Annotated in this window: 13 protein-coding genes; 6 read left to right on the top strand and 7 right to left on the bottom strand. The window is 63.2% G+C overall.

Translation table 11 applies throughout. The annotated features are described in order from the left end of the window. Positions 1–164: 164 nt before the first annotated feature. Positions 165–620: a DUF2214 family protein gene (locus NKJ32_RS11435; protein ID WP_352453993.1), complete on the bottom strand. Its 456-nt coding sequence runs from the start codon at positions 618–620 to the stop codon at positions 165–167. 225 nt (positions 621–845) lie between these two features. On the opposite strand from NKJ32_RS11435, the gene NKJ32_RS11430 reads away from it, so the two are divergent. The 6 genes from NKJ32_RS11430 (at position 846) to NKJ32_RS11405 (ending at position 6,838) form a co-directional block, all read left to right on the top strand. Then, complete coding sequence (locus tag NKJ32_RS11430) at positions 846–1,385, top strand: GNAT family N-acetyltransferase (protein ID WP_352576228.1); 540 nt, start codon at positions 846–848, stop codon at positions 1,383–1,385. A 207-nt stretch (positions 1,386–1,592) separates the two neighbouring features. Continuing rightward, positions 1,593–2,570, top strand: coding sequence for a Bug family tripartite tricarboxylate transporter substrate binding protein (locus tag NKJ32_RS11425; protein ID WP_352576226.1), 978 nt, complete (start codon positions 1,593–1,595; stop codon positions 2,568–2,570). A gap of 158 nt (positions 2,571–2,728) precedes the next feature. Beyond that, positions 2,729–3,262: a tripartite tricarboxylate transporter TctB family protein gene (locus NKJ32_RS11420; protein ID WP_352453996.1), complete on the top strand. Its 534-nt coding sequence runs from the start codon at positions 2,729–2,731 to the stop codon at positions 3,260–3,262. Between the two features lie 4 nt (positions 3,263–3,266). Continuing rightward, a complete protein-coding gene (locus tag NKJ32_RS11415) occupies positions 3,267–4,790 on the top strand; it encodes a tripartite tricarboxylate transporter permease (RefSeq protein ID WP_352568211.1) in 1,524 nt (507 codons plus the stop codon). A 15-nt stretch (positions 4,791–4,805) separates the two neighbouring features. Next, on the top strand, positions 4,806–5,990 hold the full coding sequence (locus NKJ32_RS11410; protein ID WP_352620290.1) for a CaiB/BaiF CoA transferase family protein: 1,185 nt from the start codon (positions 4,806–4,808) through the stop codon (positions 5,988–5,990). Then, on the top strand, positions 5,987–6,838 hold the full coding sequence (locus NKJ32_RS11405) for a citryl-CoA lyase (protein ID WP_352755076.1): 852 nt from the start codon (positions 5,987–5,989) through the stop codon (positions 6,836–6,838). The genes NKJ32_RS11410 and NKJ32_RS11405 overlap by 4 nt, the downstream gene beginning before the upstream one ends. A 78-nt stretch (positions 6,839–6,916) precedes the next feature. Here NKJ32_RS11405 and NKJ32_RS11400 read toward each other — a convergent pair whose 3' ends face one another. From NKJ32_RS11400 to kdpB, 6 genes are all read right to left on the bottom strand, one after another. Next, positions 6,917–7,426 (bottom strand): NUDIX hydrolase, encoded by a 510-nt coding sequence (locus tag NKJ32_RS11400; RefSeq protein ID WP_352755073.1) that lies wholly within the window; start codon positions 7,424–7,426, stop codon positions 6,917–6,919. 130 nt (positions 7,427–7,556) lie between these two features. After that, complete coding sequence (locus tag NKJ32_RS11395) at positions 7,557–8,012, bottom strand: hypothetical protein (RefSeq protein ID WP_352755070.1); 456 nt, start codon at positions 8,010–8,012, stop codon at positions 7,557–7,559. After that, positions 7,984–8,676, bottom strand: coding sequence for a response regulator transcription factor (locus tag NKJ32_RS11390; protein ID WP_352454001.1), 693 nt, complete (start codon positions 8,674–8,676; stop codon positions 7,984–7,986). The genes NKJ32_RS11395 and NKJ32_RS11390 overlap by 29 nt, the downstream gene beginning before the upstream one ends. Continuing rightward, positions 8,673–11,414, bottom strand: a complete 2,742-nt coding sequence (locus tag NKJ32_RS11385; protein ID WP_352568206.1) for a DUF4118 domain-containing protein — start codon at positions 11,412–11,414, stop codon at positions 8,673–8,675. Before NKJ32_RS11385 ends, NKJ32_RS11390 begins: the two co-directional genes overlap by 4 nt. A 53-nt stretch (positions 11,415–11,467) precedes the next feature. Further along, positions 11,468–12,037 (bottom strand): potassium-transporting ATPase subunit KdpC, encoded by a 570-nt coding sequence (gene kdpC, locus NKJ32_RS11380; protein ID WP_023675296.1) that lies wholly within the window; start codon positions 12,035–12,037, stop codon positions 11,468–11,470. Between the two features lie 12 nt (positions 12,038–12,049). Continuing rightward, positions 12,050–14,143, bottom strand: coding sequence for a potassium-transporting ATPase subunit KdpB (kdpB, locus tag NKJ32_RS11375; RefSeq protein WP_352568204.1), 2,094 nt, complete (start codon positions 14,141–14,143; stop codon positions 12,050–12,052). Between the last annotated feature and the right edge of the window lie 60 nt (positions 14,144–14,203).

Raw genomic sequence — 14,203 nt, 5'->3', positions numbered from 1 at the left:
AATTACCAACCGCTGCGTGGAGTTCCTCTCAAAACTGACTGTAGATGGAGCAATAACTAGCGCAACCCGACAAATGACAATCGGGCTCAAACGGCAAACTGCACGTCTATCCGCGCAAATGAGTGGGAAGGCTGGGCCGTGCGATGCCCTTCCTCCAACCTATGCTAGTAGCCATAGCCGCGCGCCATCGCCGCCGCGAACACCGGGATCAAGAGGAAGATGAAGGCCGCGGTGCGGACATAGGTGCGAACGGACGCTAGCTCCGCCGCAGGCACCTGGAAGCCGGAACTGGCGCTCGCCTGCCTGTTCCAGGACAGGAATCGGACGGTCGGGATAATCGACAACAGGCCGACAATTGCGAAAGCGGCCATCTTTGCCCAGAACATCCAGTTGTAGACGTAGAATTCCCAGCCCTTGAGACCATAGATGACGCGGCCGATGCCGGCGACGATGATCAGCATGGCGATGATGCCGTAGTGGCGATCGATGCCGACAAGCCGCTTCAGCGTCGCGGCGGACAAGTCGCTGCGGATCAGGACGAACTCGGCGCCGATGATGCCTGCCAGCGAAAACACCAGCAGATGATGGAAGATGGCAAGCACAAGGTCGGTGGTGTCCATGCTGTTCCCCTCTGTCGGACGGCAGCGCCGAAACCGAACGCACGTGAACCAATACTGGCGAAAAATAACACTGCTTGGCAGAATTCACATCAGCCTGGAAGATAATCTACACAGCCTTGGCTCTTGTTTTACGCAACGGATTTTGATTCCCCGTCTCATGCATGTCGCTGTCCTAACCGTTGGATGACCTGCATTAGGCACCGGCAACACAACCGAGACATGACCATGGCCAGTCCGCATACAATTGTCGCCCCAGTGATTGAGACCTCTCGCACGGTCCTGCGGCCGCACCGGCTGGACGATTTCGACGCCTATGTCGCAATGTGGGCCGATCCCGTCGTCACCCGTTTTATCGGCGGCAAGCCGCGCACGCGGGAGGAAAGCTGGATGCGTTTCCTGCGCCATGCCGGCCTGTGGTCGCTTCTGGGCTACGGCTTCTGGGCGATCGAGGAAAAGGCGACCGGCCGCTTCATCGGCGAGGCCGGCTTTCACGATCTGAAACGCGACATGACGCCGTCGATCGAGGGCATTCCGGAGGCCGGCTGGGCTCTGGTTTCGGGCGTGCATGGCCAGGGGTTGGCCAGCGAAGTCGTCGCACGGGTGCTTGCCTGGGGCGATGAGGCATTTGCAGCCGCGAAGACCGTCTGCATCATCGATCCGGAAAACACCGGCTCGCTGAACGTCGCGGCAAAATGCGGTTATGGCGAAGTGCTGCGAACCGTCTACCAAGGCAAGCCGACCATCCTGCTGGAGCGGCAACCCTGACGGATGCTGTTTGGCACTGCCTGCCACGTCGTCTTCGGGCGTCCGGTCCGCCAGCCTGAAAATCGCGCAGGCCGATTGTGCCGCATGCGGCGTGTTCTGTCTTTGACAGGAGGACGCAAACTCTGCATGAATTTTATCGAGCGGGTCTGAAGTCAGGCCACGTTTCTGGCAGGCACCGGAGGAGGTGTCGCGATTTGGAGGAATCCCATGCTGAACAGACGCCGATTCTTGATGAGCACCGCGGCAGCAGGTGCTGCCGGACTCGCGCAATCGCATTTTATCCCCGCCTTCGCGCAGGACGCGCCGCAGCTGCAGATTTTCGTGCCGGCGGCGCCAGGCGGCGGCTGGGACCAGACGGCGCGCGCCATGGACCAGGTGCTGCGCAGTGAAAAACTGATCTCCGGCTCGCAGATCACCAATGTCGGCGGCGCCGGCGGTACTGTCGGCCTGCCGCAATTCGTCAATCAGTGGAAGGGCAAGGGCAATGCGCTGATGGTGGCTGGCATGGTCATGGTCGGCGCGATCATCGCCAACAAGGCGGCTAACAACCTTACCGAGGTCACGCCAATCGCCCGCCTTACTGGCGAGTTCGAGGCGCTTGTGGTGCCGGCCGCCTCGCCGTTCAAGACGGCCGCGGACTTTGTCGCTGCTCTCAAGGCTGACCCGACGCAGGTTCCGGTTGCTGGCGGTTCGGCCGGCGGCTCGGACCATATATTGTTCGGCCTCATCGCCAAGACCGTTGGTGTTCCGGCCACCAATCTTTCCTATGTGCCGTTCGCCGGCGGCGGCGAGGCGCTTTCGGCGCTGCTCGGCAACCAGGTCGCGGCCGGCATCTCCGGCTATGGCGAGTTCGCCGAACAGGTCAAGGCGGGTGCGCTGCGGCTGCTGGCCATCTCCGCGGACAAACGCCAGGAGGGGATCGATGCGCCGACGATGAAGGAAGCCGGCATAGATGTCGAGCTGTTCAACTGGCGTGGCGTCTTCGCACCGCCCGGCGTCTCGGACGCCGACAAGGCAGCAATGATCAAGCTGATCGAGACCATGGCCAAGAGCGACGCCTGGGCCACCGAATGCAAGAACCGCAACTGGACGCAGATCCTGCTCACCGGTGACGATTATGCGAAATTCGTCGCAGAAGACACGGCCCGCATCGGGACGATCCTCAAGGACCTCGGCCTAGCGTGATGCTCTCGGCAAGGGGCGGCAGCCTGCGCCAACCCTTGCCGACTTTCGCCAGCCGCATGGACATACGCGGCGCCGGAGGTGAAACTACGCCGAGATCGGCCGAGTGAGACCGGTCCAAGGAGAACCGGCCCGAAGGGACCGACATTGGGAGGACGATGATGAGCACCAGCGACCAGCCGGCGCCGCCGCGCCTTGCAGTGCCCGAACTGCTGATCGGCGTCGGGCTCCTCGCCTGTGCCGGTGCGGTTGCCTGGCAGACGCTGGCAATCCCGGTGTCGCCGCTCTATTCCAAGGTCGGTCCGACCGTCTTTCCCTACATCACCATGACCGGGATGATGATCCTGTCGCTGCTGCTCATCATTGCCGCCTTGCGGGGCGGATGGCAGCCGGAGGACGAAAAGGAGACGCCGACCGACTGGAAGGCGATGGGCATCGTCGCCCTCGGACTGATCGCCAATCTGGTGCTAATCCAGCCGCTCGGCTTTACCGCTGCATCTGTCATCATGTTCGTTCTCATCTGCCACGGTTTCGGCAGCCGGCGTCCGCTGCGTGACGTGCTGCTCGGGCTGATCCTGGCGCTGGCCGCCTATTTCGGCTTTGCCAGGGCGCTTGGCGTCAATATCGGCGCCGGCTTCATCGAAAACCAGCTGAACGCGATCGTCGATTCGGTCGTTGCCATGCTGAGGGGCTGACGCCATGGAAACGCTCGGCCATCTCGCGCACGGATTTTCGGTCGCCTTCTCGCCGATCAATCTCATATGGTGCCTGGTCGGCACCACGCTGGGGACTGCGATCGGCGTGCTGCCCGGCCTCGGGCCGGCACTGACCATCGCGCTGCTGTTGCCGATCACCTATCAGGTGGCGCCGGAGGCGTCCTTCATCCTGTTTGCCGGCATCTACTACGGCGCCATGTATGGCGGCTCGACGACATCGATCCTGCTCAACACGCCTGGCGAAAGCGCCACCATCGTCACCGCGCTGGAAGGCAACCGGATGGCCCGCTCCGGCCGCGGCGGTGCGGCCCTGGCGACCTCGGCGATCGGCTCCTTCGTCGCCGGCACGCTGGGCACCATCGGCGTTGCCTTCCTGGCGCCGATCGTCGTCAAATTCGCGCTGGCCTTCGGCCCGGCCGAATATTTCTCGCTGATGGTGCTGGCCTTCATCACGGTTTCGGCAGTGCTCGGCTCGTCGTCGGTGCGCGGCCTGACCAGCCTGTTCGTCGGCTTCGTCGTCGGCATGATAGGCGTCGACCTGCAGACGGGGCAGCCGCGCTTCACCTTCGGCACGAGCGAATTGCTCGACGGCGTCGACGTCATCGTCGTCGCCGTTGGCCTGTTCGCCGTTGGCGAGACGCTTTACATGGCCTCGCGCCGTTATGCCGGTAAGGACGATATCGTGCCGTTGAAAGGGTCGCTCTATATGACCGCGGCCGAATGGTCGCGCTCGTGGAGGCCATGGCTGCGCGGCGCCCTGATCGGCTTCCCGATAGGCGCCATGCCGGCCGGCGGCGCCGAAATCCCGACCTTCCTGTCCTATGCGATCGAGAAGAAACTCTCCAGACACAAGGAGGAGTTCGGCACCGTCGGCGCCATCGAGGGCGTTGCCGGGCCGGAGGCCGCCAACAATGCATCCGCGGCCGGCGTGCTGGTGCCGATGCTGACGCTCGGCCTGCCGACCTCGGCGACGGCCGCGATCATGCTGTCGGCGTTCCAGAGCTACGGTATCAATCCGGGGCCGCTGCTGCTGACGACACAGGCCGACCTGGTGTGGGGGCTGATCGCCAGCCTGTTCATCGCCAATTTCATCCTCGTCGTCCTCAACCTGCCGCTGATCGGGCTCTGGGTGCGATTGCTGAAGATCCCGGCCCCGCAACTCTATGCCGGCATCCTGGTGTTCGCCACGGTTGGCACTTACGGCATCTCGCAATCGCCGATCGACCTCGTCATCCTCTATCTGCTCGGTGCCGCCGGCTTTCTGATGCGGCGTTTCGATTTCCCGACCGCGCCCGTCATCATCGGCATGATTCTCGGGCCGCTTGCCGAAACGCAGTTCCGCCGCGCGATGACCATCTCCAACGGCGATTGGACGGTGTTCTACAAGCATCCGCTGTCGCTGACGCTGCTGACGCTGGCCTTCATCGGGCTGGTTGGACCGCATATCTGGGCCTACATCGAGCACAGACGCATGCGTGGACCGGAGCACGTGCCGGGCGATGCCTGAGCTGTTCGTGACGTCATGACAGACCTGCTTTCCGGCATCCGCATCCTTGACCTGACCAATGTGCTGGCCGGCCCCTATTGCGCCTACCAGCTGGCGTTGCTCGGGGCCGACGTCATCAAGGTCGAGACGCCGCAAGGCGGTGATCTGGCGCGCCAGCTCGGCGCCTCGCCGGAGCTCAACCGGGCGGGCATGGGCGCTTCGTTCCTGGCGCAGAATGCCGGCAAACGCTCGGTGGCGCTCGATCTCAAGCAGGAGGCCGGCCGCGAACGCTTCCTCGATCTGGTCGCTTCGGCCGACGCGCTGGTCGAGAATTTCCGCCCCGGCGTAATGGACCGGCTGGGGCTTGGCCACGCCAGGCTGAAAGAGGTCCGGCCAAGTCTTGTCTATTGTGCGATATCGGGCTTCGGCCAGACCGGGCCGATGCGCGACAATCCAGCCTACGACCAGATCATCCAGGGTCTTTCCGGCATTATGAGCATCACCGGTACACCGGAAACGGCGCCGCTGCGTGTCGGCTATCCCGTCGCCGATACGCTTGGCGGGCTGGTAGGGGCGTTCGCCATTACCGCCGCACTGGTCAAGCAGAAGACGACAGGCGAGGGCGCGTTCCTCGACGTGTCGATGCTCGAATGCACACTTTCTGCGCTCGGCTGGCCGGTGTCGAACTATCTGACGGCGGATATCGAGCCGCAGCCGATGGGCAATGAAAACATGACGGCCGCACCGTCTGGCGCGTTTCGCACCGGCGACGGCTTGCTCAACATCGCCGCCAACAAGCAGGAGCAGTTCATCGCGCTCTGCCGATTGATCGGCCGGCCGGAGCTGGCCTCGGATGTCCGCTTTGCCGAGCGAGAAACGCGCAAGCAGAACCGCATTGCATTGAAAGCGCTGATCGAGGATGCCTTGGCGAGCGGCTCGGCCGCCGCCTGGGAGGAGACGTTCAATCGCGCCGGCGTGCCGGCAGGCCGGGTGCTGACAATCCCGCAGATACTGCAGGAGCGACAGGTGATCGAGCGCGGCATGACGGCGCGCTTCCCGGCTGTGTCCGGGATGGACCAGCCGCTGACCGTGGTGCGCGGCGGCTTCATGGTCGATGGCGAGGCACCTTTGCCGAGCAGGCCGCCGCCGGGGCTCGGCGAGCATATGGACGAGGTTTTTGCCGGCCTGCCGCCGCGTGCCAGGAAAAGAGCGAAGGCATGAGCGAAACGCAAAACAAGACTGGTCGCGCACGCGGCGAGGAATGGTGGCAGACCGGCATCATCGAGATGCGCCCCGGCGTCATCCGGCTGCGCGGCTATGAAATCCAGGATCTGATCGGCCGCGTCAGCTTTCCGGCAATGATCTGGCTGATGCTGCGCGGCGAACTGCCAAGCGAGGAGCAGGCGGCGCTGCTTGGCATCGCGCTGGGTGCTGCCGTCGACCATGGGCCGCAGGCGCCGTCGATCGCCATCGCCCGCATGGCGATCACTTGCGGCGTCGGCATCAACAGCGCCATGGCATCAGCCGTCAACGTGCTTGGCGATGTGCATGGCGGCGCCGGCGAACAGGCGCTTTCCTTCTACGGAGACATCGCTGCCGAACTGGACGCCGGCATGCCGCTTGCGGACGCCGTGTCGGCGCGGCTCGATCGTTTCCTTGCCGGGGAAAACGGCTATGTGCCCGGGCTCGGCCATCGTTTCCATCCGGTCGACCCGCGGGCGCCCCGCCTCATCGAGCTAACCCGCGACTTTGCCGCGCGCGGCGTCGTCAGCGGGCGCTTCGCCGATATCGCCGAGATGGTCGAGGCCGAGGTTGCGCGACGCAAGGGCAAAAAAATCCCGCTCAATATCGACGGCGCCACGGCCGTCATCTACGGCGAGCTCGGCTTTCCGCCGCCGCTGACGCGCGGCCTTTTCGTGCTGTCGCGCTCCGTCGGCATCCTCGCACATGCATGGGAACAGTCGCAGGAGAGCGAGCGCAACAAAGGGCCACTGCCGCGCGAATGGCTGTGGGCCTATACCGGCACGCCGGCGCGGCCTCTGCCCGAGGAAGACGATGGCAGTCAGTGAGGCATCGGTTCAAGAGACGGCGGCGGCGGGCGCTGGGACCAATTCCATCCCGACACAGTCGGGGCAGGCCTCCATCTTCTATTGAGCGGGATCTTTTCCGAACGCCGGACTCTGCTTTTTGGGATTATGCTCCAACTCGGCAATCCTGATGTTCCTCACCAGCGTCGAAAGATCCGGCTCGTCGATCAGCACCGCCGCGTCGGTCGGCGTCAGCCATGCCCGCTGACGCCTCTTGGATTCCTGCCAGTCGGCAAGCTCCTCGGTTACTTCCAGCAAATAGACGACGACGTCGACGCGAACGAAGCGGTTCGCCAGCCGCTTCCAGTAGTGGTAGGTGCCGGCCGGCTGTTTCAGTGTCTTGCCGAGAACACCGGCTTCTTCCTGTGCTTCGATGGTGGCCGCCTTGCGGCCGCTCTTGCCCTTCATCGGCCAGCCCTTCGGCACGATGAAGCGCCTCGTCGTTCGCGATGTGACCAGCATCACCTCGACATCGCCATGCTCGTTCAGCCGAAAGGGAATCGCCGCGACCTGGCGAACCCCGTCGCCCTTCCTTGCCTTGCGTACAACCTTCTTCTTGCTGGCTGCCATTCGATAATCCAGTCGAATCGGTGCCCAGACGGCAAGGGCAGCGTTGCAAACTCGCTCGCTTTCAATGGGGCGCAGGCGGAGCGGTTTCCCCAGTATATAAGCCGGCTAAATAAATGAAAGGGACCGGTCGTCAGCGGCAGGTGCTGACAAAGCCGCTCCCTGACGGCAGCAACTGGCAAGTTGGCCTCATCTGCGGCACCTCCTGCCGTTGCGGTATTGGGATTTGGCGATCCTGGGCACGGTACTGCTGTTGCTGCTGCTGGTATTGCTGCCGCCGCAGCCTGTTCTCCAACATCTGCAACTGGTCCTGCTGGATCAACACGTTGCGGTCGGCGGGACTGACGACCTGTGCCGATGCAGCAGGATTTACGCCCGACAGCATCGCCGCGGTCAGCATTGCCGACCCTAAAAACGTCAATAGACGAAGCCGTGACATCCATTCATTCCCGCACAAAACCGATCTTTCCTTAATATAGGGCTTTTGTCCGGCGACACCATGGCCGCCGCTGATTTGAAGCGGATTGGAAGAGGCATTTCGGCTTCGGATGCTCGTCGCGTCAATCGATTTCGCGCAGCCGGTATCCAACGCCGGTCTCGGTGGTGATATAGCGGGGCTGGTCGGGCGTTTTTTCGATCTTTTGCCTGATCTGCCGGACGTAGACTCTGAGATATTGAACGTCGGTGGAATCGCCCCAGACCTGCTTCAGCAGGAACTGGTGGGTGAGAACCTTGCCGGCGTGCTGCACCAAGGTGCGAAGAATGTCGTATTCCTTCGGCGAGAGCTTTATCTCCTTGTCCTCGACCTTGACGACGCGCTTCACCAGATCGACGGAGAGGTCGCCGGTTTGGAACACCGGTCTCTCACCCTGCTGCTGAAACTTGTGGCGAAGCGCTACGCGGATGCGTGCGACAAGCTCGTTCATACCGAACGGCTTGGTGACATAGTCGTCGGCGCCGAGTTCGAGGGCGGACACGATGCCGGCCTCATCAGTGCGGCTGGAAAGAATAACCACGGGAATGTCCAGGCCATCATCCCGCCATTTGCGCAGCAAATCATGGCCGCTCATGCCGGGGAGGCCGAGATCGAGCAGCACAAGGTCCGGCTTTTCCGTCTCGATGAGTTCAATCGCCGCCCTGGCGTTCGGCGCCTCGCTGATCGCATAGCCTTGGCTGCCAAGCCCGACGCGAAGCAGTTTCCGGATCGGCGGTTCGTCGTCGACCACCAATATCCTGACGTCCAGGCTCGTCATGCCAGATCGTCCATATTTTGATGGCCCGTCTCGGGTTCGCCGAGATTGGGCAGTTCCGCCGGCACCAGTTGCATCTTGATCGTGAAAACCGCCCCCGAGCGGTCGGACCTGTTTGCCGCCAAGAGCGTCCCGCCCATCGCTTCGATGAAGCCGCGGCAAATCGACAGGCCGAGCCCCGTGCCGGCACGCACCTGGTCACCCTTGCGCACACGGTAGAAAGTGTCGAAAACGCGCTCTAGATCCGCTGGCGGAATGCCTGGTCCCTCATCCATGATCTGCAGGATGACGAAGCCGTTGTCGGCCCAGGCTTGCAGGCGGATCGTCGAACCTGGCGGCGCGTATTTTGCAGCATTGTCGAGGAGGTTGAACAGCACCTGTTCGAACAGAACGGGGTCGACCCGCAACATCGGCAGATCCGATGGAATGTCGATCTCGGTCTTATGCTCGCCGACGAATTTGCGGGCCCGATACAGAGCTGAACCGACAATGTCGCCGAGATAGTGAAACGCATAGTTCGGCTCCATCGTGCCGGATTCGATCTTGGTCATATCGAGCAGATTGGCAATGAAGCGGTTAAGCCTCTCCGCTTCATCGAGCACGGTCGACAGCAGTTCCGTCCGGTCCTGCTCGGGAAGTGCGGCCTCGAAGTCCCTGAGTGTTCCGGCCGCGCCCATGATGGCGGCAAGTGGCGTCTTCAAATCGTGGGAAATGGAGGTGAGCAAGGCCGAGCGCAGACGGTCTGCCTCGGCCGCGAGCTTGGCCCGGTCAACATCGGCGACGAGCTGGATGCGCTCGATGGCGACCGCCGCCTGGTCGGCGAGCGCATCGAGCAGACGCTGCTGCTCGGGTGTCAGCAGCGGACCTTGCTTGTCGTTGTCGAGGCCGACAACGCCCACCGCCGTGCGTCCGGTCCGCAAGGGCAGATAGAGGCGCTTTGCTCCGGGCAGCGTGTCGGCGCCGCGCCCGGCGGCGCGGTTATGCTCCCAGGCCCAGCGGGCTGCTGCGATGTCGGCCTCGGCCAGCGTGTCGTCGGGTGGGTAGCCGGCTTTGACCGCAATTGTGCCGTTCTCCGGCAGAAGCAGCACCACGCGCAGCTTCAGCATCGAGGCGATCTGGAAGGCAGTCGCCCAGAGAACGTCATCAAGCGTCCCAGCGCCGGCGAGCTTCTTTGAGAAGAGATAAATATCTTCTGTGGCGCGTGCCCGCGAGCGCGCAGCGACCGCCTGACGCTGCACGCGCGCTGTTAGATTGCTGGCAATGACCGCAACAACCAGGAAGACAGCCAGCGCAACGATGCTCTCCGGATCCTCGATCGTCAGCGTGTAGCGTGGTTCCAGGAAGAAATAGTTGAAGGCAATGGCGCTGATGAGGCAGGCATACAAAGCCGGCCAGAGACCGCCGGTCACCGCCGACGTCAGGACCCCAATGAGAAAGATGATCGCCAGATTGCGGACGTCGAGAAACTGGTCGAGAAGAACGGCGAAGGCGAGCGAGCCAACAACATAGGCCGTGGCCCTGAGATAAGGCCAGATCTCGAACTGCCACTGCTCGTCCGCCGCCTTGACGGTCCTCGACGTCGCCTCGGCGTTGCGTTCGTTTCCCGAAATGACATGGACGCTGATGTCGCCGGCATTGCGGATGAGATCGTAAGTGAGCGAGCCTTCGATCAATTCCCGCCAGCGCGATCGGGTCGGCCTGCCGATCACGATATGGGTGAAGTTGTTCGCCGTCGCATGCCGAACGATGTCTTGCGCGACGTTCTGACCCGGAATGGTCGTCACCTCGGCACCGAGCTGCTCGGCAAGGCGCAGCTGCGTCGCCAGCCGATCCTTGTCCTCCTCGGGCATGGCCGCTGAATGAGGGGTATCGACATGAAGCGCCGTCCAAGGGGCGCGGAGCCGGTCGGCCAACCTCCGCGCATAGCGTACACGGGCCGCCCCGCCCGGACGCGCATCGACGCAGACGAGAACCCTTTCCCCCGCCGCCCAAGGCCCGGGTATCGCGTGGGCCTGCATGTGGGTCAGCAACTGCTCGTCGACCCGCTGGGCAGTGCGGCGGAGCGCCAATTCCCGGAGCGCCGTCAGATTGCCCGGCGAGAAATAGTTCTCGATGGCGCGCTGGGCGGTGCTGGGGATGTAGACCTTGCCTTCCTCAAGCCGTTTGATCAGATCGTCGGGGGTGAGGTCGATGATCTCGATGTCGTCGGCCTGGTCGATTATGGAGTCGGGGACAGTTTCCCGCACCCTGACGCGGGTGATCTGCGCCACGACATCGTTCAGGCTCTCGACGTGCTGGATATTCAGCGTCGTGTAGACATCGATGCCGTGCGTCAGGATTTCCTGGACGTCGAGATAGCGCTTGGGGTGACGGCTGCCGGCGACGTTGGTGTGGGCGAGTTCGTCGACCAGAACTAGCGCCGGGTGCCGGGCGAGGATGGCGTCGAGATTCATCTCCTCAAGGATCCGCCCCTTGTAATCGATCTCAAGGCGAGGAATGACCTCGTAGCCTTCGACCAGCGTCTGGGTTTCCTTGCGGCCGTGCGTCTCGACGATGCCGATCACCACGTCGACCCCGTCGGCCAGCCTGGCGCGGCCCGACATCAGCATCTCGTAGGTCTTGCCGACACCGGGGGCGGCGCCGAGAAATATCCTCAGGCGACCGCGCTCCTCCCGCTCGGCATGCTCGAGCAGCGCGTCGGGAGAGGGCCTGGTTTCGGCGGTGCGGCTGTCGTCTGGCATAAGGGTCAATCATGAACGGCGCCGGCTTCGGTGTCGATCCCGGCGCCGGTCCTTCACTGTTTCATCGCATCGTCCAGCGCAAGGTTGAGGGCCAGCACATTGACCACCGCCTCGCCGATGAATCCCAATTCGCGATCTTCGACATGGCTGTCGACAAGCGATTTGATCCTGGATTCATCGACGCCCCTGGCCTTGGCCACCCTGGCAACCTGAAAATAGGCCGCATCGGGGCTGATATGCGGATCGAGGCCGCTGCCGGACGTGGTGACCAGATTCATCGGTACCGGCTGGCTCGGGTTTTCGGCTCTCAGCTTTTCGGCGTCGCTCTTGATCCTGTCGATGAGCTTCGGGTTGGTCGGGCCGAGATTCGAGCCGCCCGAGGCGGCGGCATTGTAGCCGTCGCCGGCAGCCGACGGGCGGCCATGGAAGTAGCGGTCGCTTTCGAAAGCCTGGCCGATCAGCTCGGAACCGACGAGCTTGCCGTCCTTCTCGATCAGGCTGCCATTGGCCTGGCGCGAAAACAGCGCCTGGGCAATGCCGGTCATGCCGATCGGATAGACCAAACCCGTCAGAATGGTGAAGAAGACGATCATGACGATCGCGGGCCTGATTTGATTGAGCATCGACGAGGTTCCTTAGGCGAGACCGAGAGCGGTGATGGCCATGTCGATCATCTTGATGCCGACGAAGGGCACTACGACGCCGCCAAGGCCATAGACAATGAGATTGCGGCTGAGCAGCGCACCGGCGCCGACCGCGCGGTATTTGACGCCCCTCAGCGACAGCGGGATCAGCGCAATGATGATCAGCGCGTTGAAGATGATGGCCGAGAGGATAGCGCTCTGCGGCGTCGCCAGATGCATGACATTGAGCGCTTGCAGCGGCCCGGCGGTCTGGCCCGGGGCGATGTAGAAGACGGCGAATATTGCCGGGATGATGGCAAAATACTTGGCCACGTCGTTGGCGATGGAGAAGGTGGTCAGCGAGCCACGCGTCATCAGGAGCGCCTTGCCGATTTCGACGATCTCGATCAGCTTGGTCGGATCGCTGTCGAGATCGACCATGTTGCCGGCCTCGCGCGCCGCGACCGTGCCGGTGTTCATGGCAACGCCGACATCGGCCTGCGCAAGGGCCGGCGCATCGTTGGTGCCATCGCCGCACATCGCGACCAGTTTGCCTTTGGCCTGCTCGTCGCGGATCAGCTTCAACTTGTCCTCGGGCGTCGCCTGGGCAAGGAAGTCGTCGACGCCGGCTTCCGCCGCGATCGCCGCCGCGGTCATCGGATTATCGCCGGTGATCATCACCGTGCGGATGCCCATGCGGCGCAATTCGGCAAAGCGTTCTGCGATGCCGCCCTTGACGATGTCCTTCAGATGGACGACGCCGAGCAGGCGCCCGTCGCGCTCGACCGCGAGTGGAGTGCCACCCGATTTGGCGATCTCGTCGGCGATCGCCTGAAGGTCGCGGACGGTGTCGCTGCCGGGGCGCGTACTGCCTGTGGCAACGGTCGAGAGGTTGACGTGGGCAAGTACCGCATCGACTGCGCCCTTGCGGACTGAGGAGCCTTCCAGATCGACACCGCTCATGCGGGTTTGCGCGGTGAAGGGCACGAAAGTCGCGTGCAGGCTTGCCATGTCGCGGGCGCGGATGGCGTATTTTTCCTTCGCCAGGACGACGATCGAGCGGCCTTCCGGCGTTTCGTCGGCAAGCGAGGCAAGCTGAGCCGCGTCGGCCAGTTCCTGTTCGGTGACGCCCTTGACCGGACGAAATGCCGTCGCCTGACGGTTGCCCAGCGTGATGGTTCCGGTCTTGTCGAGCAGCAGCGTGTCGACATCGCCGGCCGCCTCGACGGCGCGGCCCGACATGGCGAGCACGTTGAAGCGCACCAGGCGGTCCATGCCGGCAATGCCGATAGCCGACAGCAGGGCGCCAATTGTGGTCGGGATCAGGGTAACGAACAGGGCGACCAGCACGGTCACCGAGATATAGCCGCCCGAATACGAGGCGAAGCTCGGGATCGTCGCCGTCGCCAGCACGAAGATCAGCGTCATGCCGACGAGCAGGATGTTGAGCGCGATCTCGTTGGGTGTCTTCTGGCGCTCGGCGCCCTCGACCAGCGAGATCATGCGGTCGAGGAACGTATGACCGGCAGCCGCAGTGATGCGCACGCGGATCCAGTCGGACAAGACCTGCGTGCCGCCGGTCACCGCCGAACGATCGCCTCCGGATTCGCGGATGACCGGTGCGGATTCGCCGGTGATGGCCGCCTCGTTGACCGACGCCACGCCTTCGACCACCTCGCCGTCCGAGGGGATGATGTCGCCGGCTTCGACAAGCACGATGTCGCCGACCTTCAGGCTGGTGCCGGGCACCAGTTTGAACTTGCTGCGGTCGCCACCGTTCAACAGCTTGGCCTGCGTCTCGGTTCGCGCCCGACGCAGCGAGTCAGCTTGCGCCTTGCCGCGGCCTTCGGCCACCGCTTCGGCGAAATTGGCGAAGAGCACGGTGAACCACAGCCAGATGATGATCTGCAGCATGAAGCCAAGATCGCCGCCGCTGGTAACAAGATCCTTGACGAACAGCACGGTGGTGAGCGCCGAGACGACGGCGACGACAAACATCACCGGGTTTCGCATCAAGGTGCGCGGGTTCAGTTTTCTGAAGGAACCGCCGATAGCGGGCCACAGAATGCGGGTATCCATGATGCTCACGGATTTCGACGGGCTCATTTGGTAGCTCCAGTGTCGATGTTGTTGACCGGTCGATCGTGTGCCGAACGAAGGTGCGGC

The sequence above is a fragment of the Mesorhizobium sp. M0159 genome (assembly GCF_040322295.1).
In the GTDB taxonomy this organism is placed as follows: Bacteria; Pseudomonadota; Alphaproteobacteria; order Rhizobiales; family Rhizobiaceae; genus Mesorhizobium.
The sequence above is the reverse complement of the archived record's forward strand: the minus strand, read 5'-3'. Positions and strand labels throughout refer to the sequence as shown.

Bases quoted from the DNA above. Each gene is read 5' to 3' on its own strand.
- kdpC (WP_023675296.1), bottom strand. From the start codon at position 12,037: ATGCTCAATCAAATCAGGCCCGCGATCGTCATGATCGTCTTCTTCACC.
- NKJ32_RS11410 (WP_352620290.1), top strand. From the start codon at position 4,806: ATGACAGACCTGCTTTCCGGCATCCGCATCCTTGACCTGACCAATGTG.
- NKJ32_RS11385 (WP_352568206.1), bottom strand. From the start codon at position 11,414: ATGCCAGACGACAGCCGCACCGCCGAAACCAGGCCCTCTCCCGACGCG.
- NKJ32_RS11420 (WP_352453996.1), top strand. From the start codon at position 2,729: ATGAGCACCAGCGACCAGCCGGCGCCGCCGCGCCTTGCAGTGCCCGAA.
- NKJ32_RS11430 (WP_352576228.1), top strand. From the start codon at position 846: ATGGCCAGTCCGCATACAATTGTCGCCCCAGTGATTGAGACCTCTCGC.
- kdpB (WP_352568204.1), bottom strand. From the start codon at position 14,143: ATGAGCCCGTCGAAATCCGTGAGCATCATGGATACCCGCATTCTGTGG.
- NKJ32_RS11425 (WP_352576226.1), top strand. From the start codon at position 1,593: ATGCTGAACAGACGCCGATTCTTGATGAGCACCGCGGCAGCAGGTGCT.
- NKJ32_RS11400 (WP_352755073.1), bottom strand. From the start codon at position 7,426: ATGGCAGCCAGCAAGAAGAAGGTTGTACGCAAGGCAAGGAAGGGCGAC.
- NKJ32_RS11415 (WP_352568211.1), top strand. From the start codon at position 3,267: ATGGAAACGCTCGGCCATCTCGCGCACGGATTTTCGGTCGCCTTCTCG.
- NKJ32_RS11435 (WP_352453993.1), bottom strand. From the start codon at position 620: ATGGACACCACCGACCTTGTGCTTGCCATCTTCCATCATCTGCTGGTG.
- NKJ32_RS11390 (WP_352454001.1), bottom strand. From the start codon at position 8,676: ATGACGAGCCTGGACGTCAGGATATTGGTGGTCGACGACGAACCGCCG.
- NKJ32_RS11405 (WP_352755076.1), top strand. From the start codon at position 5,987: ATGAGCGAAACGCAAAACAAGACTGGTCGCGCACGCGGCGAGGAATGG.